At 70.2% G+C, this 24,985-nt stretch carries 22 protein-coding genes; 8 read left to right on the top strand and 14 right to left on the bottom strand.

Annotation, left to right across the window (positions count from 1 at the left end; translation table 11 throughout):
• Nucleotides 1–42 precede the first annotated feature (42 nt).
• Nucleotides 43–1,659: a methyl-accepting chemotaxis protein gene (locus tag AC6JA9_RS34310; protein ID WP_223748419.1), complete on the top strand. Its 1,617-nt coding sequence runs from the start codon at nt 43–45 to the stop codon at nt 1,657–1,659.
• Between the two features lie 85 nt (nt 1,660–1,744).
• Here AC6JA9_RS34310 and clpA read toward each other — a convergent pair whose 3' ends face one another.
• The 5 genes from clpA to AC6JA9_RS34285 all read right to left on the bottom strand — a co-directional run bounded on the left by clpA (nt 1,745) and on the right by AC6JA9_RS34285 (nt 6,703).
• Nucleotides 1,745–4,057 (bottom strand): ATP-dependent Clp protease ATP-binding subunit ClpA, encoded by a 2,313-nt coding sequence (gene clpA, locus AC6JA9_RS34305; RefSeq protein ID WP_223781625.1) that lies wholly within the window; start codon nt 4,055–4,057, stop codon nt 1,745–1,747.
• Nucleotides 4,058–4,060: 3 nt separating this feature from the next.
• Nucleotides 4,061–4,384 carry an ATP-dependent Clp protease adaptor ClpS gene (locus AC6JA9_RS34300; protein ID WP_046715870.1) on the bottom strand — a complete coding sequence of 108 codons (324 nt, stop codon included), beginning with the start codon at nt 4,382–4,384 and terminating at the stop codon, nt 4,061–4,063.
• A 43-nt stretch (nt 4,385–4,427) separates the two neighbouring features.
• Nucleotides 4,428–5,588: a GNAT family N-acetyltransferase gene (locus AC6JA9_RS34295; RefSeq protein ID WP_223748421.1), complete on the bottom strand. Its 1,161-nt coding sequence runs from the start codon at nt 5,586–5,588 to the stop codon at nt 4,428–4,430.
• A 72-nt stretch (nt 5,589–5,660) separates the two neighbouring features.
• Complete coding sequence (locus tag AC6JA9_RS34290; RefSeq protein WP_223748422.1) at nt 5,661–6,101, bottom strand: hypothetical protein; 441 nt, start codon at nt 6,099–6,101, stop codon at nt 5,661–5,663.
• A 29-nt stretch (nt 6,102–6,130) separates the two neighbouring features.
• Nucleotides 6,131–6,703 (bottom strand): DUF2378 family protein, encoded by a 573-nt coding sequence (locus AC6JA9_RS34285; protein WP_223748423.1) that lies wholly within the window; start codon nt 6,701–6,703, stop codon nt 6,131–6,133.
• Between the two features lie 196 nt (nt 6,704–6,899).
• Here AC6JA9_RS34285 and AC6JA9_RS34280 point away from each other — a divergent pair, with 196 nt between their 5' ends.
• Together AC6JA9_RS34280 and AC6JA9_RS34275 are read left to right on the top strand one after the other, a co-directional pair.
• Nucleotides 6,900–7,463, top strand: a complete 564-nt coding sequence (locus AC6JA9_RS34280; protein ID WP_141331543.1) for a NifU family protein — start codon at nt 6,900–6,902, stop codon at nt 7,461–7,463.
• A gap of 71 nt (nt 7,464–7,534) precedes the next feature.
• Nucleotides 7,535–8,377, top strand: a complete 843-nt coding sequence (locus AC6JA9_RS34275; RefSeq protein ID WP_497960803.1) for a class I SAM-dependent methyltransferase — start codon at nt 7,535–7,537, stop codon at nt 8,375–8,377.
• Between the two features lie 321 nt (nt 8,378–8,698).
• Here the strand turns inward: AC6JA9_RS34275 and AC6JA9_RS34270 are convergent, their stop codons facing one another.
• On the bottom strand, nt 8,699–10,309 hold the full coding sequence (locus AC6JA9_RS34270) for an RluA family pseudouridine synthase (protein WP_497958407.1): 1,611 nt from the start codon (nt 10,307–10,309) through the stop codon (nt 8,699–8,701).
• 264 nt (nt 10,310–10,573) lie between these two features.
• Complete coding sequence (locus AC6JA9_RS34265) at nt 10,574–11,851, bottom strand: APC family permease (protein WP_267699679.1); 1,278 nt, start codon at nt 11,849–11,851, stop codon at nt 10,574–10,576.
• Nucleotides 11,852–12,035: 184 nt separating this feature from the next.
• Here AC6JA9_RS34265 and AC6JA9_RS34260 point away from each other — a divergent pair, with 184 nt between their 5' ends.
• A complete protein-coding gene (locus AC6JA9_RS34260; RefSeq protein ID WP_223781628.1) occupies nt 12,036–13,568 on the top strand; it encodes a matrixin family metalloprotease in 1,533 nt (510 codons plus the stop codon).
• A gap of 86 nt (nt 13,569–13,654) precedes the next feature.
• Nucleotides 13,655–14,563 (top strand): hypothetical protein, encoded by a 909-nt coding sequence (locus tag AC6JA9_RS34255; RefSeq protein WP_497958406.1) that lies wholly within the window; start codon nt 13,655–13,657, stop codon nt 14,561–14,563.
• A gap of 156 nt (nt 14,564–14,719) precedes the next feature.
• Here the strand turns inward: AC6JA9_RS34255 and AC6JA9_RS34250 are convergent, their stop codons facing one another.
• Nucleotides 14,720–15,907, bottom strand: a complete 1,188-nt coding sequence (locus AC6JA9_RS34250; RefSeq protein WP_473571303.1) for a THUMP domain-containing class I SAM-dependent RNA methyltransferase — start codon at nt 15,905–15,907, stop codon at nt 14,720–14,722.
• Between the two features lie 196 nt (nt 15,908–16,103).
• Entirely contained in the window at nt 16,104–16,856 is a 753-nt protein-coding gene (locus AC6JA9_RS34245; RefSeq protein WP_141331553.1) for a lysophospholipid acyltransferase family protein, read from the bottom strand.
• A gap of 303 nt (nt 16,857–17,159) precedes the next feature.
• Between AC6JA9_RS34245 and AC6JA9_RS34240 the strand changes: the two genes are divergently transcribed.
• Nucleotides 17,160–18,050 carry a ferredoxin reductase domain-containing protein gene (locus tag AC6JA9_RS34240; RefSeq protein ID WP_223748429.1) on the top strand — a complete coding sequence of 297 codons (891 nt, stop codon included), beginning with the start codon at nt 17,160–17,162 and terminating at the stop codon, nt 18,048–18,050.
• Here AC6JA9_RS34240 and AC6JA9_RS34235 read toward each other — a convergent pair.
• From AC6JA9_RS34235 to AC6JA9_RS34225, 3 genes are all read right to left on the bottom strand, one after another.
• The gene (locus AC6JA9_RS34235; RefSeq protein WP_370640366.1) at nt 18,028–19,668 is read right to left on the bottom strand and encodes a sensor histidine kinase; all 1,641 of its coding nucleotides are present in this window, start codon (nt 19,666–19,668) and stop codon (nt 18,028–18,030) included. The two genes, AC6JA9_RS34240 and AC6JA9_RS34235, sit on opposite strands and share 23 nt — an antisense overlap.
• A gap of 236 nt (nt 19,669–19,904) precedes the next feature.
• Complete coding sequence (locus AC6JA9_RS34230) at nt 19,905–21,083, bottom strand: TIGR02266 family protein (protein WP_497958405.1); 1,179 nt, start codon at nt 21,081–21,083, stop codon at nt 19,905–19,907.
• A 16-nt stretch (nt 21,084–21,099) separates the two neighbouring features.
• Nucleotides 21,100–21,474, bottom strand: a complete 375-nt coding sequence (locus tag AC6JA9_RS34225) for a response regulator (protein WP_046715860.1) — start codon at nt 21,472–21,474, stop codon at nt 21,100–21,102.
• 82 nt (nt 21,475–21,556) lie between these two features.
• On the opposite strand from AC6JA9_RS34225, the gene AC6JA9_RS34220 reads away from it, so the two are divergent.
• A complete protein-coding gene (locus AC6JA9_RS34220; protein ID WP_497958404.1) occupies nt 21,557–22,948 on the top strand; it encodes a M20/M25/M40 family metallo-hydrolase in 1,392 nt (463 codons plus the stop codon).
• On the opposite strand, the gene AC6JA9_RS34215 is transcribed toward AC6JA9_RS34220, so the two are convergent.
• Nucleotides 22,949–23,392 (bottom strand): DUF697 domain-containing protein, encoded by a 444-nt coding sequence (locus AC6JA9_RS34215; protein WP_497958403.1) that lies wholly within the window; start codon nt 23,390–23,392, stop codon nt 22,949–22,951.
• A gap of 74 nt (nt 23,393–23,466) precedes the next feature.
• Nucleotides 23,467–24,435 carry a prolyl aminopeptidase gene (gene pip, locus AC6JA9_RS34210; protein WP_497958402.1) on the bottom strand — a complete coding sequence of 323 codons (969 nt, stop codon included), beginning with the start codon at nt 24,433–24,435 and terminating at the stop codon, nt 23,467–23,469.
• A gap of 249 nt (nt 24,436–24,684) precedes the next feature.
• Here pip and AC6JA9_RS34205 point away from each other — a divergent pair, with 249 nt between their 5' ends.
• Nucleotides 24,685–24,876: a hypothetical protein gene (locus AC6JA9_RS34205; protein WP_497958401.1), complete on the top strand. Its 192-nt coding sequence runs from the start codon at nt 24,685–24,687 to the stop codon at nt 24,874–24,876.
• The last annotated feature ends 109 nt before the right edge of the window (nt 24,877–24,985 follow it).

Here is a 24,985-nt window from a genome sequence, read left to right as displayed (position 1 = left end):
CCCTCGCGGGTGTCGTCCCGACGTCTTCCGGGTGGTGATGCCGTGAGCACCGAACAGACCTCGTTCACCACGCAGCTCGGCCAGCAGTTCCGTCAGTCGCTCGGACTGGCGCCGAAGCTCGTCCTCGTCACCACGCTCGTCAGCGCGACGGTGGCCGCCATCCTCACCGGTATCGCCACGCGGCGGCTGGAGGCGGACCTCGTCTCCAGCCACATGGGCGAGGGCCAGCTGCTCGCCCGCAGCCTCGCGGTGGCCGCGGAGCAGGGCGCGAAGATGGGCCTCACCACGCTCCAGCCCCTGCTGGACGTCTCGCGCACCAGCGAGGACGTCGCCTACGTCTTCGTCTCGGACGCGGGCGGCAACGTGGTGGCGCACAGCCTGACGGGCGCCTTCCCCGAAGCGCTGAAGGCGTCCGCGGTGGCGCAGGGCGAGGTGAGTGAGGAGAACGGCTGGGGCGAGGTGCTCGAGTTCGAGACCGAGGGCCGCACGCTGCACGCCTCGAACGTGGCGGCGCCCGTGGCCGGTGGCCGGCTGGGCACGGTGCACGTGGGCATCTCCCGCGACCACATCGACGACCTGGTGTCCGCGCTGCGCTGGCGGATGATGGGCTTCGCGCTGTTGCTGGTGGCGCTGGGCGTGGCGGTGGCGGCGGCCTTCGGGCGCAGCATCGTGCGCCCCATGCGCGAGCTGACGGAGGTCGCCGGCCACATCGTCGAGTCCGGTGACCTGACGCGCCCCATCCACGCCAAGAGCGGCGACGAGGTGGGCCGGCTGGCCAACTCCTTCGCGCAGATGGTGGCCCGGCTGCGCGAGGTGACGCTCAACCTCCAGCAGGCCGCGCAGGCGCTGACGCAGTCCACCGAGCACCTCAACACGTCCTCCACGGACCAGGCGCAGACCATCTCCCGGCAGGCCGCCGCGCTCCAGGAGACGCAGGTCACCGCCCAGGAAATCAAGCAGACCTCCATGCTCGCCGCGCAGAAGGCGGAGAGCGTGCTGTCGGTGGCCGAGCGCGCGGACGCGCTGGCCCGCGCGGGCGAGGCCTCCATCGAGCAGACGATGGCGGGCCTCAACGACATCCGCGTCCAGGTGGGTGAGATTGCCCAGAAGATTCTCGAGCTGGGCGAGCGCACGCAGCAGATTGGCGGCATCACCCAGACGGTGAAGGACCTGGCCGACCAGTCCAACATGCTCGCGCTCAACGCGGCGATTGAATCGGTGCGCTCGGGCGAGCACGGCAAGGGCTTCGGCGTGGTGGCGCGCGAGATTCGCGCGCTGGCGGACCAGTCCATCCAGGCGACGACGCGGGTGCGGGAGCTGCTCGACGACATCGCCAACTCGGTGACGGCCGCGGTGCGAATCACCGAGCGCGGCGCCGAGCGCATGGAGGCGGGCCTGGCCCAGGTGCGCACCAGCGGGCAGAACCTGCGCGAGCTGTCCTCCATCGTCCAGGACAACGCCGCCGCCGTCCGTCAGATTGCCGCCGCGGTGTCCCAGCAGAACGTGGGCATCAACCAAATCACCCTGGCGGTGAACGACCTCTCCAAGATGATGGACGAGACGGTGGCCCGCATCGGCTCCACCGGCGAGGCCGCCACCACGCTGCAAATCATCTCCGAGCAGCTCTCCAGCGCGGTGAAGATCTACCGCGTCGAGTAGCGCGGCTGCTGGAAACGTCAGAGGCCCCGACTCCCACGGTGGGAATCGGGGCCTCGTTCGTTTCGAGGGCCTTGCTCGCGCGGCGCTACGCCGGCACGGGCTCGGCGGGGGCGGCGGTCGTCTGGAGGTCCAGCTTGTCGCCGCCCTTGTCCACGTCGTAGCGGGCGGTGCCGCCGTTCTTCAGCTCACCGAAGAGCAGCGCCTCGGCGAGCGGCTTCTTGAGCGAGTTGTCCACGAGGCGGGCCATGGGCCGGGCACCGAAGGCCGGGTCATACCCACGCTCGGCCAGCCACGCGCGCGCGGCGGGCGTCAGCTCCAGCTTCACCTTGCGCTCCTCGAGCATCTTCTGGAGGAGGCGGACTTCCTTGTCCACGACCTTGAGGATGATTTCCGGCGGCAGGCCGGAGAACAGGATCCACCCGTCCAGCCGGTTGCGGAACTCCGGCGTGAAGGTGCGCTCAATCGCCTTCTTCGCGCGCGTCGCGTCCGCGGGCTTCGCGAGGTCGCCGAAGCCGATGGACTTGGTGCTCATCTCCTGGGCACCCGCGTTGGTGGTGAGGATGAGGACGATGTTGCGGAAGTCGGCCTTGCGGCCGTTGTTGTCCGTCAGCGTCGCGTGGTCCATCACCTGGAGCAGGATGTTGAAGAGGTCCGGGTGGGCCTTCTCGATTTCATCCAGCACCACCACGGCGTACGGGTGCTTGCGCACCGCGTCCGTGAGCAGGCCGCCCTGGTCGAAGCCGACGTAGCCCGGCGGCGCGCCGATGAGCCGGCTCACCGTGTGCTTCTCCGAGTACTCGCTCATGTCGTAGCGCAGGAACTCCACGCCCAACGTCTGCGCCAGCTGCTTGGCCAGCTCCGTCTTGCCCACGCCCGTGGGGCCCGAGAAGAGGAACGAGCCGATGGGCTTCTCCGGCGCGCGCAGCCCCGAGCGCGCCAGCTTGATGGCGCTGACCAGGTCCTTGATGGCCCCGTCCTGCCCGAAGATGACCGCCTGCAGCTCCTTCTCCAGGTTCTGGAGCTGGACGCCCTCGCTCGCGGACACGCTCTTGGCGGGAATCTTCGCCATCTTGGCGACGACGGCCTCCACGTCCGCGCCGGTGACGGTGTTGGTGCGCGCACCCTCCGGCTTGAGCTTCTCCGCCGCGCCCGTCTCGTCGATGACGTCGATGGCCTTGTCCGGCAGGAACCGGTCGTTGATGTGCTTGGCCGCCAGCTCCGCCGCCGCGCGAATCGCCTCGGGCGTGTACTTCACGCCGTGGTGCTCCTCGTAGCGGCTCTTGAGCCCCTCCAGGATGAGGACGGTGTCCTCGACGGAGGGCTCGGCGACTTCAATCTTCTGGAAGCGCCGCGACAGCGCGCGGTCCTTCTCGAAGGAGGACTTGAACTCCTGATACGTCGTCGACCCGATGCAGCGCAGCTTCCCGCTGGCGAGCGCCGGCTTGAGGATGTTGGACGCATCCATGGAGCCGCCGCTGGTGGCGCCCGCGCCGACAATCGTGTGGATCTCGTCGATGAAGAGGATGGCCTCCGGCTGCTCCTGGAGCGCCTTGAGCACGCCCTTGAGCCGCTCCTCGAACTGACCGCGGAACTTGGTGCCCGCGAGCAAGGAGCCCATGTCCAGCGAGTAGACGATGGCGTTCTTCAAGGGCTCGGGGACGCGGCCCTCGTGGATGTAGAGCGCCAGGCCCTCGGCGATGGCCGTCTTGCCCACGCCGGCCTCACCCACGTAGAGCGGGTTGTTCTTGCGGCGGCGGCAGAGCACCTGGATGGTGCGCTCCAGCTCCTTGTCGCGGCCGATGAGCGGGTCGATGCGCCCCTCCTTGGCCTCGATGTTGAGCTGCGTGGTGTACGTCTCCAGCGGGCTCTTGCGCGGCGACTCGCCCTCCTCGTCGTCATCCCCCGCGGGCGCGTGCCCGTTGCCGGCGCCGCCCTCCTCGCCCTCGCCCGCCTCATCCTTGGAGATGCCGTGGGAGATGTAGTTGAGCAAATCCAACCGGGTGACGCCCTCCTGCTGGAGCAGGTAGAGCGCGTGGCTCTCCTCCTCGCGGAAGAGGGCCACCAGCACGTCGCCGCCGTCGATGAGCTTCTGCTCGGCGGACAGGGCGTGCATGGCGGCGCGGTGGAGCACCCGCTCCACGCCGATGGTCTGCTGGGGGTCGGCCTCCGCGTCCTCGGGCAGCCGTTCGACCGTCTCCTCCAGGAAGGAGACGAGCCTCTCTTGGAGGCGCTTGACGTTGGCCCCACACGCCTTGAGGACCTCGCGGGTGCGCGAGTCCTTGGTGAGCGCCAGGAGCAGGTGCTCCAGCGTCAGGTACTCGTGGCCCATCTTCCGCGCCTCCTCCAGGGCGGTGCGGAAGCTGGCCTGCAATTCTTTGGCAATCAGCGGTCCTGCCACGGTTCAACCTTCCTCGGGTTCCATGGACAACCGCAGCGGGAACCCATTGTCCTGGGCCGCGGCCTCCACCGTCTTGAGCTTCGTCTCGGCGACCTCGAACGTATAGACGCCGGCCACTCCGACTCCGTTGTAATGGACGTGCAGCATGATCTGCACGGCATCCGACTCCGACTTGTGGAAGACCTCCTTGAGGACGGCCACCACGAACTCACGCGTCGTGTAGTTGTCGTTGTGCAGAAGCACCTTGTAGAGGGTCGGCTTCTTGAGCTTCTGCTTGGGGGCGGTCTCCGTGGCGACGGAGCCGTCGTTGTCATGCTTCTGCGCCATATTCCTGTCCGACTCCCTCTGATGACCTGGGAAGCGCGCCGTTTCAGGCCACTCCCTTGAAACCTGTCTCCGCCCGCCACTGCGGCAGTCCGCCCTGGACGGCTGCCCGCTCGTGCTCCAGGAAGCCGCGCACCGCCCGGTCCAGCCCCGGGTGGAGCAAGAGGTGGGCACTGTACGTGAGGCGCGGCTCGAAGCCCCGCGTGAGCTTGTGCTCGCCGCCCGCGCCCGGCTCGAAGCGTGTCAGCCCCTGGGCGATGGCCTCGGCCACCGGGTGGTAGAGGCACACGTTGAAGTGCAGGAAGGGGTGCTCCTCGAAACACCCCCAATAACGCCCGTACAGGACCTGGGGCGCCCTGAAGTTGAACGCGCCCGCCACCAGCCGGCCTTCCCGCCGGGCCTCCACCAGCTCGCAGCGGTGACGGAAGCCGGAGAGCATCCGCGCGAAGAAGTCGCGGGTGAGCAGGCGCGCGCCCCACGGATACTTGTCCACCGTGGAGGCGTACAGCCGGTGGAGCGTGTCCACGTCCACCTCGCACAGCGCGTCGCCGCGCAGCGTCTTCAGCTCGAGGCCCTGCTCGGCGGGCGCGCGCAGCTCCCGGCGCACCTGGTTGCGGCGCTTGGAGTGGAAGCGGGCGAGGAAGTCCTCCATCGTCCGGTAGCCCGCGTTGTCCCACTGGTACTGCACGCCCAGCCGCAGCGCGTAGCCCTGGGCCTCCAGCGTTGGCAGCTCCTCCTGGGTGGGGAACAGGACGTGGACGCCGGAGAGCTGCTCGGCGCGCGCGAACTCCAGCGCGCCCTGGTACAGCTCCGCCTCGCGTGCGGCGCGGTCCTCGCCGGGGGCCACCAGGACGCGCCGGCCGGTGGCGGGCGTGAAGGGCACGGTGAGCACCAGCTTCGGGTAGTAGCGCAGGCCCGCGCGCTCGGAGGCGGTGGCCCACGGCGCGTCGAAGATGAACTCGCCCTGGCTGTCGTCCTTGAGATAGGCGGGCGCGGCGGCCACCAATCGGGAGCCGCGCCACAACGTCAGGTGGCGGGGGTGCCAGCCGCGCTCGGGCACCGCGCTGCCGCTGTCCTCGAGCGCCGCGAGGAACGTCCACTCCAGGAAGGGCAGGGCCGCCTCGTCCACGAGCCCGTCCCAGAGGGAGGCGGGGACCTCGTGGATGGAGGGCAGGATGCGCAGGGTGGTGGGCAGCGGGGTGGACATCGGCGGCGCACGGTGGAGCGTGGGGCCAGCCTATAACGACGCGGGGCCCCTCATGCCACGGCCGGCCGGCCCCTACTTGCCGCGTGTCAATTCGGCGGCAAGGAAGCGGCCCGCCTCGGCCATGCCCTCGTCGCCCCGTCGACGTCCCTCCTCGGTCTCCATCACCCGGCGGGCCGCGTCGCTGGCGGTGCCCGCCTCCAGGTCCGTCAGCACCAGGAAGGCGCTCCAGGCGGGCGTCACCTCCGCCACGCGGCCCGGGCGCAGCGGGCGCTCCGACAACGTACCGGCGACCTTCTCCAACAGCCCGTCATCCGTGAGCCGCTTCGTCTTGCCGCGCATCGCGGTCCACGCCGCGTCCAGCAGCGCCGCGAGCATCCGCCCGGACATCGCGGACGTCAGCCGCTGCGCGGCCTCCTCCTCGTCGAGTCGGTGCGCCTGGGCGTAGGTGGGCACCAGCTTCGCGACCACGACGGCGCGGGTGGCGAGGTGGGCGAGTCGGGGAGGGTAGGACATGAACTCTCCTGGGCCCGTGCGGGCCCGGGTTACCAGCGGACGAGCAGACGGTAGCCCTCGACGTTGCGCTCCTCCACGGTGATTCGCGGCTGGGCGTTGGCCAGCTCCATCATCCGCTCCAGGCCGCCGGCCATCAGGTCCGGGCGGTTGTAGCGGTCCGTGAACACGATGCGCCGGCCCCGCTCACCCACGGGCGTCTGGGTGACGTCGATGTCCGTGCGCCCCATCAGCGCCAGGTAGCGCGGGATGCGCTCCGCCGCGCGCGCGGGGCCAATCATTGGCAGGGCCACCGCCGCCACCCGGCCGACCAGCGTGGAGGCGAAGCCGTCCACCAGCGTGCGGCCCAACCGACGGTAGGCCTCCTCGTCCGTCAGCGCGCCGAAGACCTCCCGCCTCGCCAGCAGCACCGCGCGCTGGAAGACCTCCACCGGATAGTCCACCTCCGGCCGCTTGATGTCGTAGCCCAGCGCCTCCAACTCCTCCACCAGCCGCCCGGAGACCTTCAGCCCCCGGACGAACAACCCCTCCAGCACGCTCGTGGGGATGCGTGGAGCCGCGGGCGCGGTTGACTCGACGGAGCGACGCAGCGGACTCGAGGCCATGTACGGCTCACCGGGGTGCAGAGGTCCTCCCACCATAGATTGTTTCAGGTTCCACCGCGAATTCAGGCTGTTCTTTTATTCCCGGTTGAGAAGGCGAGGGACCTGGTGGGCGGGGCCCGAGCGGACGTTTGATTCCCCGAGGGTCGGGTTGCTATGGGGTCCCGAGCGCCTTAGAGGAGTGGCCGAGGAGAACTGCATGTCGGTGAACATCCAGCTTGAGTGGACCCCCAACCCCAGCACGCTGAAGTACGTGGTGGATCGGCGCCTGTTGGCGGGTGGCGCGGTGAGTATCACGAATCGTGAGGACGCCCAGGCGAAGTCGCCGCTGGCGCACAAGCTGATGGACGTGCGCGGGGTGACGGCGGTGATGATCGGCTCGAACTTCGTGACGGTGACGAAGGGCGAGGACGGTGAGTGGGACGAGCTGAACGACCAGGTGATGGAGACCCTGGACACGCACCTGACGGCGAACGAGCCGGTGGTGGACGAGGCGGCGGTGGCGGCGGCGCGTCAGGTGTCCTCGGAGGGAGGTGGCTCGGTGGAGTCACGCATCCGAGAGGTGCTGGACGCGGAGATTCGTCCCGCGGTGGCGATGGACGGCGGTGACATCACGCTGGACCGCTTCGAGGACGGCATCGTGTACCTGCACATGAAGGGCTCGTGCGCGGGGTGTCCGTCGTCGACGGCGACGTTGAAGATGGGCATCGAGGGGCGTCTGCGGGAGATCATCCCCGAGGTGCTCGAAGTGGTGTCCGTCTGAGGCGCAACGTCAAGGCGTCGCAGGTCCGGCGGGAGCTCCTGCCGGACCAGTCGAAGGCGCTGTTGCGCGAGCTGCACCTGCTCACGCGAGAGGGGCACCTCAACGCGGACGCGCTACGCAAGCTCAAGCAGGTCAACCACCTGATGGGGCTGATGCGTCCGGCGGTGGAGGACGTGAAGGCGCGCCATCCGGAGTCCGCGGTGTTCGTGGACGCGGGCAGCGGCAATGCGTACCTGGGGTTCGTGCTCTACGAGCTGTTCCTGAAGGACGCGGCCGGGGGCACGCTGTTGTCGGTGGAGGGGCGGCCGGAGCTGACGGAGCGCGCGAAGGGGCGCGCGGAGCGGCTGGGCTTCTCGCGGATGACGTTCCAGACGGCGCACATCGACCAGGCGGCGTATCCGGAGCGCATCCACCTGCTGATGGCGCTGCACGCGTGTGACACGGCCACGGACGACGCGCTCATCGCGGCGATTCGTCACGGGGCGGACCACGTGGCGGTGGTGCCGTGCTGTCAGGCCGAGGTGGCGGCGCAGCTCAAGGAGCAGCGGGCGGCGGGGAAGGGGAGCATGGGGCTGTTGTATGCGCACCCGTGGCACCGTCGCGAGTTCGGCTCGCATCTGACGAACGTGGTCCGCGCGCTGACGTTGGAGGCGTTCGGGTACCAGGTGACGGTGACGGAGCTGACGGGGTGGGAGCACTCGTTGAAGAACGAGCTCATCCTCGGACGGCGCGTGCACCGGGACAATCGCCGGGCGCGGGTGCAGTTGGAGCGGCTGCTGGCGGAGACGGGTGTGAACCCGAAGCTGACGCGGGAGCTGGGCGTGAAGCCCGCGGCGTCGGGTGCGACGGAGCTGCCCGCGGAGCCCGTGGCGGAGGCTCCCGTCGAGGAGGCTCCGGTGCCGTCCGAAGGGTGAGGCGCCGAGGCCGCGAGTGCTGCTCGCGGCGTGGGCCTCGCGATGAGCTGAGGCGTCCGAAAGGCGAGGCCGTCGGGCGCCGCTCGCGGTGTTGGCCCGCGATGCGTTGAGCCAAGGAGTCCGACAAGAGAGGCCGTCGGGCGCCGCTCGCGGTGTTGGCCCGCGATGCGTTGAGCCAAGGAGTCCGAAAAGCGAGGCCATCGGGCACCGCTCCTGCGGCGGAGACACCGAGGCCGCGAGTGCTGCTCGGCGCGCTGGGGCGTAGTCATCTCGGCGAGCGAGGAGCGAGGAGCGCTCGGTGTCGGTGATGCGCCGCCTTGGTCAGAAGGGCGCGGGGCAGTCGAAAGTCACGCGCTCACCGGTCCCTGGATGCAGGAGGGTGAGTGACTCCGCGTGGAGCATGAGCCGCTCGCCGTCGCGGCCGTAGAGCCGGTCGCCGACGATGGGCGCGCCGAGGCCGAGCGGATGCGCGGCGTGGACGCGGAGTTGGTGCGTCCTGCCCGTGAGTGGGAAGAGGGCCACGCGCGTCCGACCGCCGCGACGCTCCAGCACACGCCACTCCGTCACGGCGGGCTTGCCGTGGATGGGGTCGTGAATCTGTCGGGGCCTGTCGTCGAGGTCGACGCGCATCGGGAAGTCGATGCGACCCTCTTCCCCGGTGACGATGCCGTCGACCCAGGCCACGTAGCGCTTGTGCACCTCGCGGTGGACGAACTGGCGTTGCAGCGCCGAGTGCGTGCGCGCATCGAGCGCGGCGACGAGCAGCCCGGAGGTGTCCAGGTCCAGCCGGTGCACGAGCAGGGGACCGGTGGCGTCGGGATGGCGTGCCCGCAGTCGCGTGAGGACCGAGTCGCTCAGCGAGGCCTCGCGCCCGGGAACGGAGAGCAGCCCATGGGGCTTGGCGATGACCACGAGCCAGCGGTCCTCGAACAGGATGCTCAGTGCGCCTGGAGTGGTGGACGGAGGCGTGAAGGTCCTTGGTGGCGCGACGTGGAGTCCCTCCAGCATGAAGGGCAACAGGGGGCCGCACTTGTCGCGACAGGCCGCGTAGTACGCGCCGGTGACTCGTCCTCCGGAGGGAGGCGGCGCGCCCCACCAGAACTCCGCGAGCGCGACGGGACGCAGCCCGTGAGCCCGTGCATATGCGAGCAGCTTGGGCGCGGCGCAGTCGGCGGCGCCCGAGGGCGGCTGGGCTCGCTCGTAGAGGCCGCGCAGGAGGCGGCGCTCTCCACGCGCATTGGTGATGACGTAGGTGTCGTGGATGCGCCGCATGACGGCGCGGCTCACCATGTGGCGCAGCCGGTCTAGTGCGCGAAGCCGACGCTCCAGACGCAGCAGCTTCGGCTCGAGGCTGCTTCGCTCTGAAGCATGGGTGGTCTCCAGGCGTCGTCGCTCGGCCTTGTCGCCACGGCTCTCCTGGTCGAGCGCGTGAAGACTGGTGCGCAGCGCCGCTGCCTGGGTGGCACCCTCGCCATGACTCTCGGCCGGGCGCGAGGCGGGTGACTCCACCGTTCCACCCGGACGAACCACCCATGCCGGCGCGGCTCCATCGTCACGGCTTGATGCGCTGGGCACCTGTTGTGGACGCTTCGAGGACGCCCCGGTCAGCTCCGCCCTGCGTGCATGCCGCTGCTTTCGTCGGACCTCGTGCCGCTCACGCAGCGCCGCGAGCTCCGCCGCGTGTCTCGCGGATTGCTCCGCATGTGCTGCCCGCAGGGTCAGCAGCTCGGGAGAGGCCCGCATGGCCTCCGCGCGGGCGAGGAGCGCCTTCACGGTGGCCTCGCCCTGGGGCTCAAGGCTCGCTCGCGCCGCACGGTCGAACAGCGGAGGCACATACCCCTCCACGTCCCAGTGTCCAGCGAGCATCCCCGAGAAGGCCCGGAGGAACCCCAGACGCCCGTCGGACAGGCGCACCACCAGGACGCCTAACATCTTCCCGCCCTCGCGGCCCTCCAGCGGCGACGTGGGGACGCCCGGAGCCACCCACCCCTCACGAAGCTCGCGCTGCAACACCTCCGCCGCCTGCCTCGCCAGCAGCGAGGGGCCCAGCTCATCGAACGGGCTCGGCAGGCCGCCCCCATCGAGAGGCGCCTCCCATCCTGGGTCGAGCAAGGTGATGCGCGCGTCGTCCACGTCGCCACCGCTAACACGAAACCCAGGCCCACGGGGAATGGGCCTGGGCACCCGGCGACGGACCTACTCGAGCGCGACCTTCTCCGCGGGCCGTCGCTGGAAGCGATACAGCACGAAGCCGACCCCGAGCGCGATGGCCCCCGCGATGAGGTTCTTCTTCTCCGCGCTCAGCGCGAACACGACACACAGCGACGCCGCCGCGATGGGAATCACCGGCCCGCCGGGGATGCGGAACGCGTTGGCCGGCTGCTGGAGCTTGCGGCGCAGCACCGGGACGGCCACCGCCGTGCCGAAGTACGTGGCCAGCCGGGCCACCACGGACAACGTGGCGAGCACCTCGAACGAGCCCGAGAACGCCAACGGCAACGCGATGCCCGTCTGCACCAGGATGGCCGCCGTGGGCGTGCGGAAGCGCGGGTGCAGCGTGGCGAGCACCGCGGGCCCGAAGCCATCCCGCGCGAGCGCATACAGATACCGAGGCCCCGCGAGCACCGTGTTGCTGTTGGTGCCCAGGATGGACAGCGCGCCGCCCACCGTCATCATCAGGCCGCCCCAGCCCCCGAGGAACCTCGCGGCGGCGTCGGCCAGCGGCGTCTTCGCGTCCACCACCCCGGGCAACGTCCCCAGCGCCACCCACTGCACCGCGGTGTAGATGAGCGTGACGACGCCAATCTGCACGATGAGCGCGAAGGGCACGTCGCGGCGCGGGTTCTTGAACTCCCCCGCGGGCGCGGCCGTGTTCTCGAAGCCCGCATACGCGAACAGGAGCAGCAACACCGCGGCGCCCAGGCTGCCGGTGCTCTTGGGCTCCACGGAGGTCGCCAGCGGCGCCGACACGAAGAAGATGCCCACGCCGATGAAGACCAGCAGCGGCACCGTCTTGGTGATGGCCAGGAAGACCGCGGTGCGAGCGCCGCTCTTCACCCCGACGACGTTGATGGCAGTGAGCGCGAGCAGCGGAATCGCGATGGCCAGGCTCTGACCGAAGCCCGCATTGGCGCCGGGCCACAGGTAGCCGAGCGCCCGGGAGAAGCCGACCGACAGCGAGGCCACCGAGGCGACGCGGGCCAGCCACGTCATCCACCCGACCTGGAAGCCCACCAGCTCGCCGAAGGCCTCGCGCGTGTAGAGGTACGCGCTGCCGGGCTTGTCGAAGTAGCTGGCGGCCTCCGCGAAGCAGAGCACGAGCAGCAGCACGGCCAGCCCGGCGAGCACCACGGCGCCGGTGCTCGCGGAGCCCAGGTTCGCCGCGGCCGCCGCGGGCAGCAGGTACACCCCGCTGCCGATGACGTCATTGATGGAGAAGCCCACCAGCTCCCAGCGGGAGACGGCGCGCCGCATGCCAACGTCTTGGGGACTCGAATCGCTTCCAGTCGTCATGGTGGGGTGGGGCGCCCGGGGGTGCTGACAGGGTGGGAGCAGGAAGCATACGTGCGTCGCCGCCTGTTTCGTCGAGTCCTTGGCGAAGGTCTCGCGGACTGCCCGTTCACGCGTTGCTGCACGACTCGAACACGAGGGGGAAAGAATGTCCTCGAATTGGTGGGGCGCAGTGCTTGCGGGTGTCGTGGTGTTGTCCTCCACGTCAGCCCGCGCGGATGTCCGTATCTACAATCAGGATGCCGAAGTTCCCATCTGGGTGAACTGGGACAGCTTCGAGGCGCAAGGGATTCCGGCCAGTTGGCGTGACCCCTTCATGTCCTGTCTCTACAACGCCATCGTGAAGTGGCGCACCATCGGCGCCTTCCGACTCAAGCCCGCCGTCTATGGCTACACGACGCGCACGGTGGCGTCGTCGGGCGAAATCATCGTGCAGATGAACGAGAAGCACGGCGATGGCTCCCGGGTGGCCTCCACCTTCGGGACGGGCAGCGCCATCACCATCATCTTCCACCGCAAGAGCTCCAACGGGACGCCCTGGACCTTCACGCCGCACCGCAACACCACGGGCGCCATCGACATGCAGGGCGTGGCCATCCACGAGTTCGGGCATGCGTTCGGCCTGGACCACGAGGACGGCATCACCACGGCGGTGATGTTCCCCTCGGTGCATGCGGGCATGCGCCATGGCCCGACGACGAAGGACTACACGGACGTGCGCGCGCTCTACGGTGCGCGGGATTACGACCGCGTCTACATGAAGCGCTCCACGGACAACGGCGTCTCCTGGAGCGCGTTCCCCACGAACCTCTCCGGCATCGGCGTGACGACGTCCATCGACCCGACGGCGCTGCGGGACACCAGCCAGACGGTGTTCTTCTACACGGGCGCGGGGAAGAACCCGCAGTGGATTCGCGGCAACTCGGACGGCTCCGCCTATGACACCAGCAAGTGGTTCGTCTTCGGCGGCGAGCGCAGCATCTACGGCACCACCGGCCATGGCTGGAACAATGACTACATCATGGCGTGGGTGGACCCGCTCAACGACGCCATGCAGATCCGCATGGTCAAGTCCACCGACGGAGGCGTCAGCTGGTTCGGTGTGGGCAACGTCGCCGGCGCCACCACCATCGGCACGCCGGCGGTGCACAAGCTGACCGACACCGTGTGGATTCTCGCGTACGCGAAGCTCGACCGCGCCAATCCCAACAATGACGGTCAGGTGGTGACGCGCGTCTCCACCAACGGCGGCTGGAACTGGGGGCCGGAGGTCGTGGTGCCGGTGCCTGCCTACTACCGGGCGCTCGCGGGGGTCTCCATCACCAGCTCCGGCAACAGCTTCATCCGGATCGGGTTCAGCTGGTCCGATGACATCCTGCACTCGAAGTACCTGGTGCGGACGCTGAAGCTGCACTGGGACGGGGCGGGCCTGGTCTACGACGGGATGCTGTACGGCACGGATGAGACGCGCACCCAGCCGTCGCTGGCGAAGAGCCTCAGTGGCATGCATCAGGCCGTCCGGGGCACCAACTTCGCGGGGGTGCTGTACTCGCGGACGTCGCCGAACGATGGCTCCGCGTGGGGCACGGCGGGGCCGGAGATTGCGCCGGGCTCGCTCGTCACGCCCTCGTTGTCCGCGCACAGGGACTACAGCTTCGTCTTCGCGCACTACCTGCAGTGAGTTCCTCCGGGGCGCCCCATCCCGTCTCCGCCTGGGGCGGGGTGGGGGCCTCGTTCCTTCGTCGTGCGAAGCGAGGAGTGATTGACATGCATGGGACCACGCTCACGCGGCTTGGGCTGATGGTGCTGTTCGCGGTTTCGGTGTCGGCGAGGGCTTCGTCCTCCATGGGGCCGATTCCGCCCGAGGACATCGTGCGGCAGGGCACGTCGGTGGTGGTGGGCCGCTTCCTGGAGGGGGCGTCGGTCCACTGGCGCGAGCTGGGCGGACAGTTCGATGACCAGGGACGCCCCATCACGGTGCGCGAGGTGTACACGCTGCGCGACTTCGAGGTCCTCGAGGTCGTCGATGGCGCGCCACCGCCGGCGCGGCTGCGCATCCTGACCGTGGGCGGCACGGTGGAGGGGCTTCACACGCCGGAGAGCTTCAACGCGCCGCCGCCTGGAGTCGCGGTGGGGTTGGCGTTGCTGCCCGTGGAGGGGCAGGGCGAGACCTTCCTCATCGTACACGTCCGCTCGTTCGAGGCGGACTCGCCCGCGAAGCTCGCGTCGTTCAGGGGCTTCGTGCGTGAGGCCCGCAAGCCCGTTCCGGAGTCGCCCGAGGACGCGCTGGCTCGTGACCTCGAGCGGCAGCAGCCCCCGCCTCCGGACCCGGCGCTGCAGGTGACGGACGAAGCGACAGGGCCCAAGGTGCCAGAGGAGCCTCCCGTCGAGGAGGCGGGGCCCGGGACCCGAGCGGCGCCTGAAGATGCTCGCGGGACGCCGGATGTCGTTGCTCCGCGGGGCGCGCCCACGCCCGCCCAGGACAGGGCACCATCGGAGCGAGAAGTGGATGCCGAGTCAGCGCGTCAGGTGCCCCCTTCTCCCGCGGAGGCCGCGACGAAGGCCGTCGAGGATTCGGACACCTCGGCGATTCATGTTGGCTGGGCGGGCTCACTCTTCGCCATCGTCGTCGCGGTGGCCATCGTCGCCCGGGTGACCTTTCGTCGCCGCGATTGAGCCGAGGTGCCGAACCTCCGTGGTGGCTCGCGGAGGTGAAGACCGCGTCACGGGTCGAGACCGTTGCTCCAGTCGGCAGGGGCGTGGCCTCGATGGACGGAGCGCTGGCGGCGCTCTCCGCGAGGGCCACACTTCCCGGGACACGTGCGTGGTTGTTCAGCGGCGCGGCGAGAGCGCCTCCGTGAGGAGCAGCTTGCAGCGCAGGCCGCCGTTGCGCACGGGCAGGCTCCGCGCCTCCGGCAGGTTCAGCGCCTTCACGAGCCCCGTGTCCTCGGGGACCAGCAGCGCCGCGCGCCAGCCGGTGAAGCCCTTGCGGAGCGTCTCGCCCATCGCCCGATAGAGCCCGGGCAGGTCCTCGCCCTCGCCCACGCGCTTGCCGTAGGGCGGGTTCGCCACCAACAGCCCGGGGCCTCCGGGGGGAGTCGTCAGCGTCTTCACGTCCTTGCGCTCCAGCGCGAGCGTCACGCCCGCGCGGCGCGCGTTCCTTCGGGCGGTTCCCAGCGAGCCCGCGTTGATGTCGAAGCCGTGCAGGGCCCCCCGTGGCGCGGCCAGCGCTTCCGACTCCGCCCGCGCCTTGCGCTCCGCCCAGCCATTCGCATCGAAGCCCGGAAACGATTCGAACGCGAAGCCATGCATCAAGCCTGGCGCTCGCTTCATCGACATCCACGCGCCTTCCACCAGGAAGGTCCCCGAGCCGCACATCGGGTCCACGAGCGGCTCCGCGCCGTCGTAGCCCGCCAGCGTCAGGATGCCCGCCGCGAGCGTCTCCCGCAGGGGCGCGCGGCTGATCTCCTGTCGATAGCCGCGGCGATGCAGCGGCTCGCCGCTGGTGTCGGCGCTCACCGTGAAGACATCGCCCTCCACGCGGACGAGCAACGTGAGCCCGGGACCGCCCTCCTCGTCGAGCGGCCCCGCGCGGGCTACCGACTCCACGCCCCACGCCTCCGCCGCCGCGTCCATCACCACGTCCGCGCCCGGGACTCCCGAGCGCTTCAGCGTCACCGACATCCGAGGTGGCGAGCGACGGTCCCAGATGCGCGACAGCTCCAGTCCGCGCAGGCCCCGGACCAGCACGTCCTCGTCGTTCGCCCGGAAGACGCCCAGTCGCAGCAGCACACGGCTGGCGGTGCGCAGGCGCAGGTTCGCCTCCTGATGCAGCCCGGTGGGCCCCTCCAGCTCCACACCGCCCTCGGCGCGGCGAGGCTTCCATCCGAGCGCGGCGCACTCCGACTCCAGCGCGGGCTCCAGTCCAGGAAGGGTGGAGACATAGACATGCTCGGAGGCGCGGGCGTTCGTCACGGGAGGCCCATTGTCCGTGCTCCCGTGCGGACCGCAACGACTCATTGCGGCCTCGCTCCCCGAGGCCGAGCGCTTCGTGGCGAACCGAAGTGACTGAGCGCGGGGGCGCCCGAGGACACCTTCCGTGGCGGGGGCATCACTCTCGCCTCGCGTCCTCCATTCCAAGGCGCGGGATGCGGGCCCGCGGTCCTGCCCGGTGGAGCTCCCGTGCAGGGCCCCATGGGCCCCGACACGCAAGCCCTCACGGGGCTGGCGCGGAGGGCGGCTCGTGCAGCCGTGTCACGGACAGCGGGGTCGGGGGATTCGCGTAGACGCCCTGGTACTCGGGAGGCAGCAGCCGCGCCACCCGGCGCATCATCGCGTCCGCCAGCGCCTGCCTCGCGTCCTCCGCGCCGACGGTCTCGGGCTCCAGGTCCTCCATGCGGAACGCCGGCCCCACCCGCACCCGGACCTGCGCGTGGTACAGCCGCTCACCCCCCATGTCCGAGTCGTTGATGGGCATCAGCTTCTCGGTCCCCATCAGCGCCACCGGCACCACGGGCACCCCCGCGCGCTTCGCGATGAGCGCCACGCCCTTCTTCGCCTGGAGCAGCTCGTGGGTCCGGCTCCGCGCGCCCTCGGGGAAGATGAGCACCGAGCTGCCGCCCTTGAGCGTCTCCACCGCGCGCCGCATCGCCTCGATGTCCGGCGAGTTGGGCTTGATGGCAATCGTCTCCATCACCTCCGAGGCCAGCCGCGTCATCACCGTGCCCTGCAGCTTCACGCCCGCCAGGAACACCAGCTTCCGGGGACGGAAGGCGCGGTCCAGCGTGAAGCCGTCCGCGTTCGACAGGTGGTTGCAGATGTAGAGACAGGGCACGTCCGGGAGGTTGCCGCGGCCCTCCACCACCTCGTCGGCCAGGGCATCCCACACCCCGTCCATCAGGGTACGCACCACGTGGCGCCGGACTCCCTCCGGCAGCCGTGCCATCAGCGAAAAGAGAATGCGGAGCACGCGTCGGTCGCCTCCACCTCGGGACGGCTTGAGAGCATGGACAAGTCGGCGCCCAGGCGTCCGACCTCTTTCACCCATCCTTCAGCCCCACCACTGGCCACCAGAAGATGTAGTCCCAGCCTCCTTCCCGGTCAGCGCCCACGCCGCGCCAGCCCCCTGCCCGCATGCCGTCCCGTCGTGCAGCCAACGCTCCGGACCGACTCCGGGACGGGCCACTCGGGGCCCCTGTCACGGACCGGTATCCCACGCAGTCCGCGTCAACCCCATCGGCGAGCACCCCGGGTTTGGGCTAAGGGAGGGGCCATGAGCGCCGCCGAAGCGAGTCCCTCGCGCAGCAGGAAGCCCGTGGAGTACGAGGTCACCGTCGACCATGTGCGGATGGACACGCACGACACGGCCACCCTCTTCCTCGACTTCGGGGACGTCCGGCCCGACTACAAGGCCGGCCAGTTCATCAACATCGACCCGCACCAGTTCCCCGCGCTCGGGCGCTTGTCCGCCTACCTGCAGGAGCAGAAGGGGCGCAAGGAGCCCCAGCGCTCCTACTCCCTGGCCTCCGCCCCCCACGAGCGCCACGTGGCCATCACCGTGAAGGACGAGGAGTTCATCCCCGGCCTCACCCGCTACCCGCCGCTGCTCTCGCCCTTCCTCGTCCACGGCCGGCTCACCGGCGCGCGCCTCAAGGTGCTCGGCTTCATGGGCCCCTACGTGCTGCCCGACGACGTGGAGACGCGCACGGGCCACGTCGTCCACCTGGTGGCCGGCTCGGGCGCGGTGCCCAACTTCGCCATCCTCAAGGACGCGCTGCACCGCGGCCTGAAGACGCGCCACACCGTCCTCATGTCCAACAAGACGTGGAGCGACATCCTCTACCGCGACGAGCTGGAGGCCCTGGCCCGGCGGCACGCGGACCGCGTCCGGCTGGTGCACACCCTCACGCGCGAGCTGGACGAGTCGCGCTTCGGCGGCGACGTGCGCAAGGGCCGCGTCCACCAGGCGCTCCTCGAGGAGCTCATCCCGGACCGCGACACGTGCCTGGTCTACGCGTGCGGCCCCGCGATTACTCCGTGGGACCGACGCAAGGCGCTGGAGACGCGCACGCCCGCGACGCCGCGCTTCATGGAGACGGTGCTCGGCCACCTCCACGCGCTCGGCATCGACGACAAGCGCATCAGGCGGGAGACCTACGGGTAGGCTCCAGCGGGAGCACCACCTCGAAGCGCGCGCCCCGCTTCGGCCGACCACTGGCGCGCACCTGCCCGCCATGCGCCAGCACCACGCGCTTGACGATGGCCAGCCCCAGCCCGCGTCCGTTGGCGCGCGTGAGGAAGAAGGGCTCGAAGACGCGGCGCGGGTCCACGTCGGGGATGCCCGGGCCCTCGTCCTCCACCGTCAGCCGCACGCCCTCGTCCCCGGGCTCCACGCTCAGCTTCACGCGCCCGCCCGGAGGCGAGGCCTGCACCGCGTTGCGCACCAGGTGCGTCACCGCGAGCTGGAGCAGCGTCTCGTCGCCCATCAGCTCCGGCGTGTCGGGAGCCTCGTCCACGGTGAAGCGCAGCGTGGGCGCGTCCGGAGGGCCGTGCATCTGCCCCAGCGCGCGCCGCACCAGCTCGCCCAGGTGGACCCTCCGGGGCCTGGGCTCCAGCGGACGCACCACGTCCAGCAGGTCGCGGACGATGTCCTCCAGCCGGATGGCCTCCTCCTCCAGCATGCCCACCGCGGCCTGCCCCGTGGGGCCCAGGTGCGCCTCGCGCCGCAGCACCGCCACCGCGTTGAGGATGGCGCCCAGGGGGTTGCGCACCTCGTGCGCGACCACGCCCGCGGCCTCGCCCAGCACCATCAGCCGCTCCTGCGCCACCAACTCGTCCTGCAGCCGTGACACCTCCTCCAACCGCTGTGAGGCGACGCGGTGGTGGCGCACGTTCTCCAGCACGCCGCCCACCATCTGCGCGAACAGCTCCAGCGTGCTCGCGGCGGCGGGCGTGAGGTTCAAGCCCTGCGCGGAGAGGATGCCGAAGGGCTGGCCCTCCACGAAGATGGGCGCGTCCAGCGCGCGGATGCCGGGAGGGTAGGCCCGCTGGATGTCCTCGAAGACCTCGCTGCTGTGGATGCGGTGGGCCGCGCCGAGCGCGTCCTGATGGAAGGCCGCCTTGCGCCGCGAGAGCACCTCCGCCAGATGGGGGAGGGTGGTGAGCGGCAGCCGCACCTGGGTGACGGGCATGCCGTACTTGCGCTCGGCCAGCGCGACGATTTCGGGCTCCTGCCGCATGGGCCCGTGCCGGAAGGTGTCGCCCTCCACCAGGAGGATGGCCGCGTAGAAGCCCTGGCGGTGCACGGCCTCCACCGCCGTCTCCAGCACCTCGTGCTCGTCCCGGGCGTGGAGCAGCTCCGTGGCGGCGGCGCCCAGGGCCTCGGTGAGCCGGCGCGCGGTGTCCTCGCCTCCCGCGTCGTGCAGCAGCACCACCGTCTCGTCCGGCGACGCGCCGGGCGCGTACGTGGCCGTCAGCGTGCGCTCCTGTCCATCCGCGCGGCGCATGCGCAGCCAGAGGGGATGCTCGGGACGGTTGCCGTCGCGCACGAGCGCCTCGTGGAAGGCCTCCACCCAGCCGCGCTCGGCGGAGATGAAGCGCGCGATGTGGGCGGAGACGGGCGTGGCCTTCAGCTCCTCGAGGGAGATTCCCAGCAGCGAGGCCATGGCCTGGTTGGCCACCAGGACCTGCTCTCCCCGGATGACGGACGCGGCGGTGGGCAGCCCGTCGAGCAGCCAGTAGTCAGGAGGCGTGGCGGGGGCGTCGGGAGGCACGGAGGTCATCCTGGAGGGCGTCGGGAGGGGGGATGCAATCGTCGGCGCGGTGTCCCGTAGGAAAGGGGGAGGGGGCAACACGAGGGACGGAGGACACCATGAACAACTTCATGAATGTGATGGGCCGCGATGACCTGGAGCTCAAGGCGGTGATGGCGGTGATGGCGACCTTCGTGATGACGGGCGCGGTGCTGCTCGGACAGCTGCTCTAGGCGTCCTGTCCGAGCGGCCCCTACCGCTCGGGCCTACTTCGGGGGCTTGCGGCTGACGAACTGCTGGATGAACTCGCGCTCCTCCTTGCGGAGGCTGCTGAGCCGCAAGCCGTAGCCGCGAGGGTTCTTCCCGTCGTCCAGCGAGTTCTCCCAGATGACCGAGCTGCGCAGCGTCATCACGCGCGACGGGTCATCGAAGCGCAACGTCAGCTCCACCAGCGTGCCCAGCCGCAGCGGCTTGTCCGTCGCGATGAACAGGCCGCCGGAGGACAGGTTGATGATGCGGTGGTCCGTGAAGATGCCGGTGTTCTGCATCGACACCTTCACGTCCGCGTGGATGCGATCATCCTGGCGGCGCTCCAACCCCACGAACTCAGCGCTGGAATAGGTGGGCGCGGCGGCGGCCCGCCTCAGGGGCACGGCCGGGGGCGGCGGCGCGGGCTGCGGCGGCAGGGTGTGCGTGCGCTGCACCGGCGGCGCGGCGGGCACCCGGGCCGCCACCGGCGCCGAGGGCTGCATCACCGGCGGCGGAGGACGCGGCGGCGGCGCGGGCTGCGGCGGCGGCTGGGGCCTGGCGGCGACCGCCACGGGCGGCGACGCGTACGCGGGGGCGGCCACGGGCGGCGGCGCATGGACGGGCGCGGCCACCGGCGGCGGCGCGTACGCGGGGGCGATCGAGGGCGGAGGCGCGGGCGGCAGGGGCCCGTTCATGTCCAGCCGGGGCGGCACCGGGCGGGCCTGCTGGTAGGCGCCTTGCGAGTAGAGGACCTCCACCTCGCGCATGCAGCGCGACAGGAAGTCGAAGATCTCCGCGGACACCTTGCGCAGCTCCGGATGCGTCTCCGGGGCCAGGTGCTCGGGTGCGAAGCGCTTGGCCATGCGGAAGAAGGCCAGGCGCACCTCGTCGAGCGAGGACGAGGGCTTGGCGCCGAAGACCTCGTGTGGAGGCAGGTTCTGCAGCCCCTTGAGCTGGGTGCGCAGGCGCTCGGCCTGCTGCTGCTCCACCGACTGTGACGGGCGCGCGGCGGTGAACAGGTCCGCCAGCTCCGGCAGCTCCTGGAGGGCCACCCATTGGGTGCCATCGCGCGACGCGCGCACGGCGGCCTTCATCCGACCGGAGGCGATGAGCTCGCGCAGGGCCTGGAGGGCGATGGGCCCCAGTACGCGGCCGAGATTGTCCGCTACCCAGTAACCGACAGCAGGAGACGACACGCAGACACCTCTGAAGTCAGTGAGCCAACGCCTGGCGCACGGCCGAGGCGATTTCCAGCGGATGGAAGGGCTTACCCACGAAGCCCACCGCGCCAGCGGCCATGGCCTGCTCCACCACGGGCTCCGCGTCCATGCTGCTGATGACGAGCACTCGCGTTCCAGGCGACACCTGCTTGATGGCGCCGAGCACCTCCAGGCCGCTCTTCTTCGGCATGAACAGGTCCAGGAACATCACCGCGGGCTTCTCGCGTGCGGCCACCGCGAGGCCCTCTTCTCCGTCGGCGGCCTCGAGCAGTCGCAGCTCGATGCCCGTGTCGGCGATGACGTCCTTGAGGATGCGGCGCACGAAGCTGTCGTCGTCGACGAGCAGCAGTGTCGGGGTGTCGGACATGGCGCCGCATGATACTTGGACCGCGCAACATCCGCGCGAGGGTCTGCGTCGCCTGCCTGCCTTTTTGGGTTAAGGGGTGAGCATGTCCATTGACCAGGCCCTCTCTCACTTCGAGTCCCAGAAGAACGCCTACCTCGAGGACCTCATGGCCCTCGTGCGCATACCCAGCGTCTCGTTCCCCGGCTTCGACGCCGCCCGTGTCCGGCAGAGCGCCGAGGCGACTTCTCGACTCTTGAGGGACCGTGGGTTTGAAAACATCCAGCTACTCGAAATCGGGGATGCCCATCCCTATGTGTATGGGGAGGTCCTGCGGGCGCCAGGTGCACCGACGTTGCTGTTGTATGCCCATCACGACGTGCAGCCGGCGGGGGATGAGTCGCTCTGGAAGAGTCCTCCGTTCGAGCCCACGTTGCGCGACGGGCGGCTGTACGGGCGGGGCACCGCGGACGACAAGGCGGGCATCGTGGTGCACACGTCGGCGGTGGACGCGTGGTTGAGGGGCGCGGGGAAGCTGCCGCTCAACGTGAAGGTGCTCATCGAGGGGGAGGAGGAGATTGGCAGCGGGCACCTGTCGGAGTTCCTGCGTCGGCACGCGGCGCTGTTGCAGGCGGACGCGATTGTGCTGACGGACACGTCGAACTTCGACACGGGGCTGCCGTCCATCACCACGGCGCTGCGGGGGCTGGTCACGGTGGACGTGGAGGTGCGGGGGCTCAAGCAGGCGGTGCACTCGGGGATGTGGGGTGGGCCGGTGCCGGACCCGGTGATGGCGCTGTGCCGGATGCTGGCGACGCTGACGCACGCGGACGGCTCCATCGCGATTGAAGGGTTGGGTGAGAAGGTGAAGCCGCTGACGGCGGGGGAGCGCGCGAGCATCCAGTCGTTGCCGGGGGACGAGGCGACGTTCCGCGAGCAGGTGGGGTTGTTGCCGGGGGTGGAGGTGCTGGGCGGGCGGCACCCGTACGAGACGAACTGGCGTCAGCCGAGCATCGCCATCAACGCCATCCAGGCCAGCAGTCGGAAGGACGCGCGCAACATCATCTGCGACGCGGCGTGGGCGCGCGTGGGCATCCGCATCGTTCCGGACCTGGACCCGGCGGACGTGGAGCGGCGGTTGAAGGAGCACCTGCGCAAGGTGTGCCCGTGGGGGCTGGAGGTGGAGTTCCAGACCGAGGGCGCGTCGGGGTGGTGGTACACGGACCCGTCGCATCCGGCGTTCCAGGCGGCGTTCCGCGCGCTGGAGAAGGGGTACGGGACGAAGGCGGTGGCCATCGGCTGTGGCGCGTCCATTCCGTTCGTGGAGCCGTTCGCGCGGGAGCTGGGCGGTGTGCCCGCGCTGCTCATCGGCGTGGAGGACCCGTACACGTACGCCCACTCGGAGAACGAGAGCCTCCACGTGGGCGACTGGGAGAAGTCCATCCGCAGCGCCATCCACATCTACGAGGAGCTGGCGCGGGCGCTCACCACGCGGTGACTACTTCCTGAACCCCAGGTGCGCGAGCGCCGCCTTCACCCAGTCCTTGATGGACACGGTCTCGAAGGGCACGGCCTCGCGGCCGGGGTACTTCTTCTCGAAGTACGTCACCGCCGCCACGCCCATCGCGAACGCGGTGCCGCCGCTGGCCGCGCCCTTCAGCAACCAGCCGGCGACCGGAATCCAGCCCACCGTCTCGCCCACGATGGAGCTGGCCGCCTTGCGCGCCACGATGCCCGCGCCCAACGTGGGAATCAGCCCGAGCGACTCACCCAGGCTGAGCTTCTCTCCGTAGATGCCCGCCACGTGAAAAATCATGTACGCCTCGATGGCGGACGTGAGCGCCGTGTGCGCGCCCGGCACCGGGATGGGCAGCGCGGCGGCCCCCGCGGCCCTCAACGCACTCTCCTCCACCCAGCTTCGCGCGGCCTTCTCTGCTGACATGTGCTCGTCTCCCGAGGACTGGCTCCTCCCCACCTTAGGGACTCCCCAGGCCGCGCGAAAGCACGCGGCATCCCTCACCCTGGACGGAAGCGGTCCGTGGCCTCCAGCAGCGCCGCCGTCGTCCCCGGCTCGTTCGCCGAGTGCCCCGCGTCCGGCACCATCACGAACCGCGCCTCCGGCCACGCGCGATGCAGCGCCCACGCGCTCTCCGGCGGACACACCACGTCGTATCGCCCCTGCACGATGACCGCCGGGATGTGACGGATGCGCGGCACGTCCTCCAACAACTGCGTGTCCGAGCGCAGGAACCCGCGATGGAAGAAGTAGTGGCACTCGATGCGCGCGAACGCCAACGCGAAGTCCCCCGTGCTGTTTCGCGCCACCAGCTCCGGGTTGGGATGCAGGTAGCTGGTGTGCGCCTCCCACACGCTCCACGCCTGCGCGGCCTCCAGCCGGACCGCCATGTCCGCGCTCGTCAGGCGGCGGTGGTACGCGCCCAGCAAGTCATGCCGCTCCTCGATGGGGATGGGCGCGAGGTACTCCTCCCAGGCCTCCGGGAACAGCGCGCTCGCGCCCCGCTGGTAGAACCAGTCCAGCTCCTGCTTGCGCAACAGGAAGATGCCTCGCAGCACCAGCTCCGTGACGCGCTCCGGATGCGCCTGCGCGTAGGCGAGCGACAACGTGCTGCCCCACGAGCCCCCGAAGAGCATCCACCGCTCGACGCCCAGGTGCTCGCGCAGCCGCTCCAGGTCCGCCACCAGGTCCCACGTGGTGTTCTCCTCGAGGCTCGCGTGCGGCGTGCTGCGGCCACAGCCCCGCTGGTCGAACAGGATGATGCGGTATGCGGCCGGGTCGAAGAAGCGCCGCTGCCGCGCATCCGTGCCGCCACCCGGGCCCCCATGGACGAACACCACGGGCTTGCCCTGGGGATTGCCGCTCTCCTCGAAGTACAGCTCGTGGAGCGGGGACACCCGCAGGCGGCCCATGCGGTAGGGCTCCACGGGCGGGTACAGCGTCCGCGACGACCGGGACGGGACGGACATGCGCCTTCCGGGACTGCGAGAGAGCCCGAACGCTAGCGGATGCGCGCGGCTCCCGCGACGCCACGCCCCCGGCCCGCATGCGCGGGTGTTCGCGTGTCCTCTCGCTCGGCGTGGAGACTGTCAGGCAGGGCACAGCCCCCAGGCTCCGGGGCACGCCAGGCGCGATGTGACGGCGAAGTTGCCCGCGTGCGACGTGGTGTTTGCGGGGGTGGTGGATGCTGCGCGCAACTCCACACCCCGGAGCGTTCCATGAACATCGCTTCCCTGATGAACCCCCCTCGGAAGAATGCGCAGGACACGTCGACCCACCTCACCACCCTGGTCCGCGTCCAGGCCACCGTCCTCGCCCAGGGCGCGCTCACCGTCGCCAAGGACCAGGTGAAGTCCTTCCGCCACATGCTCGACGTGCTCACCGGCGCCTACGCGCAGGCCCATCCGTAGCACCGCGACCGCGCAGGCGGCCATCCCTCGCGGGCATGACGACGCGCGAGCGGCGTGAGTGCTCGAGAGGGGAGGTCAGTGCCTCCCACCGGAGGCTGAACCCCTTCGA

The organism is Myxococcus sp. MH1, assembly GCF_059738865.1.
The sequence above is the reverse complement of the archived record's forward strand: the minus strand, read 5'-3'. Positions and strand labels throughout refer to the sequence as shown.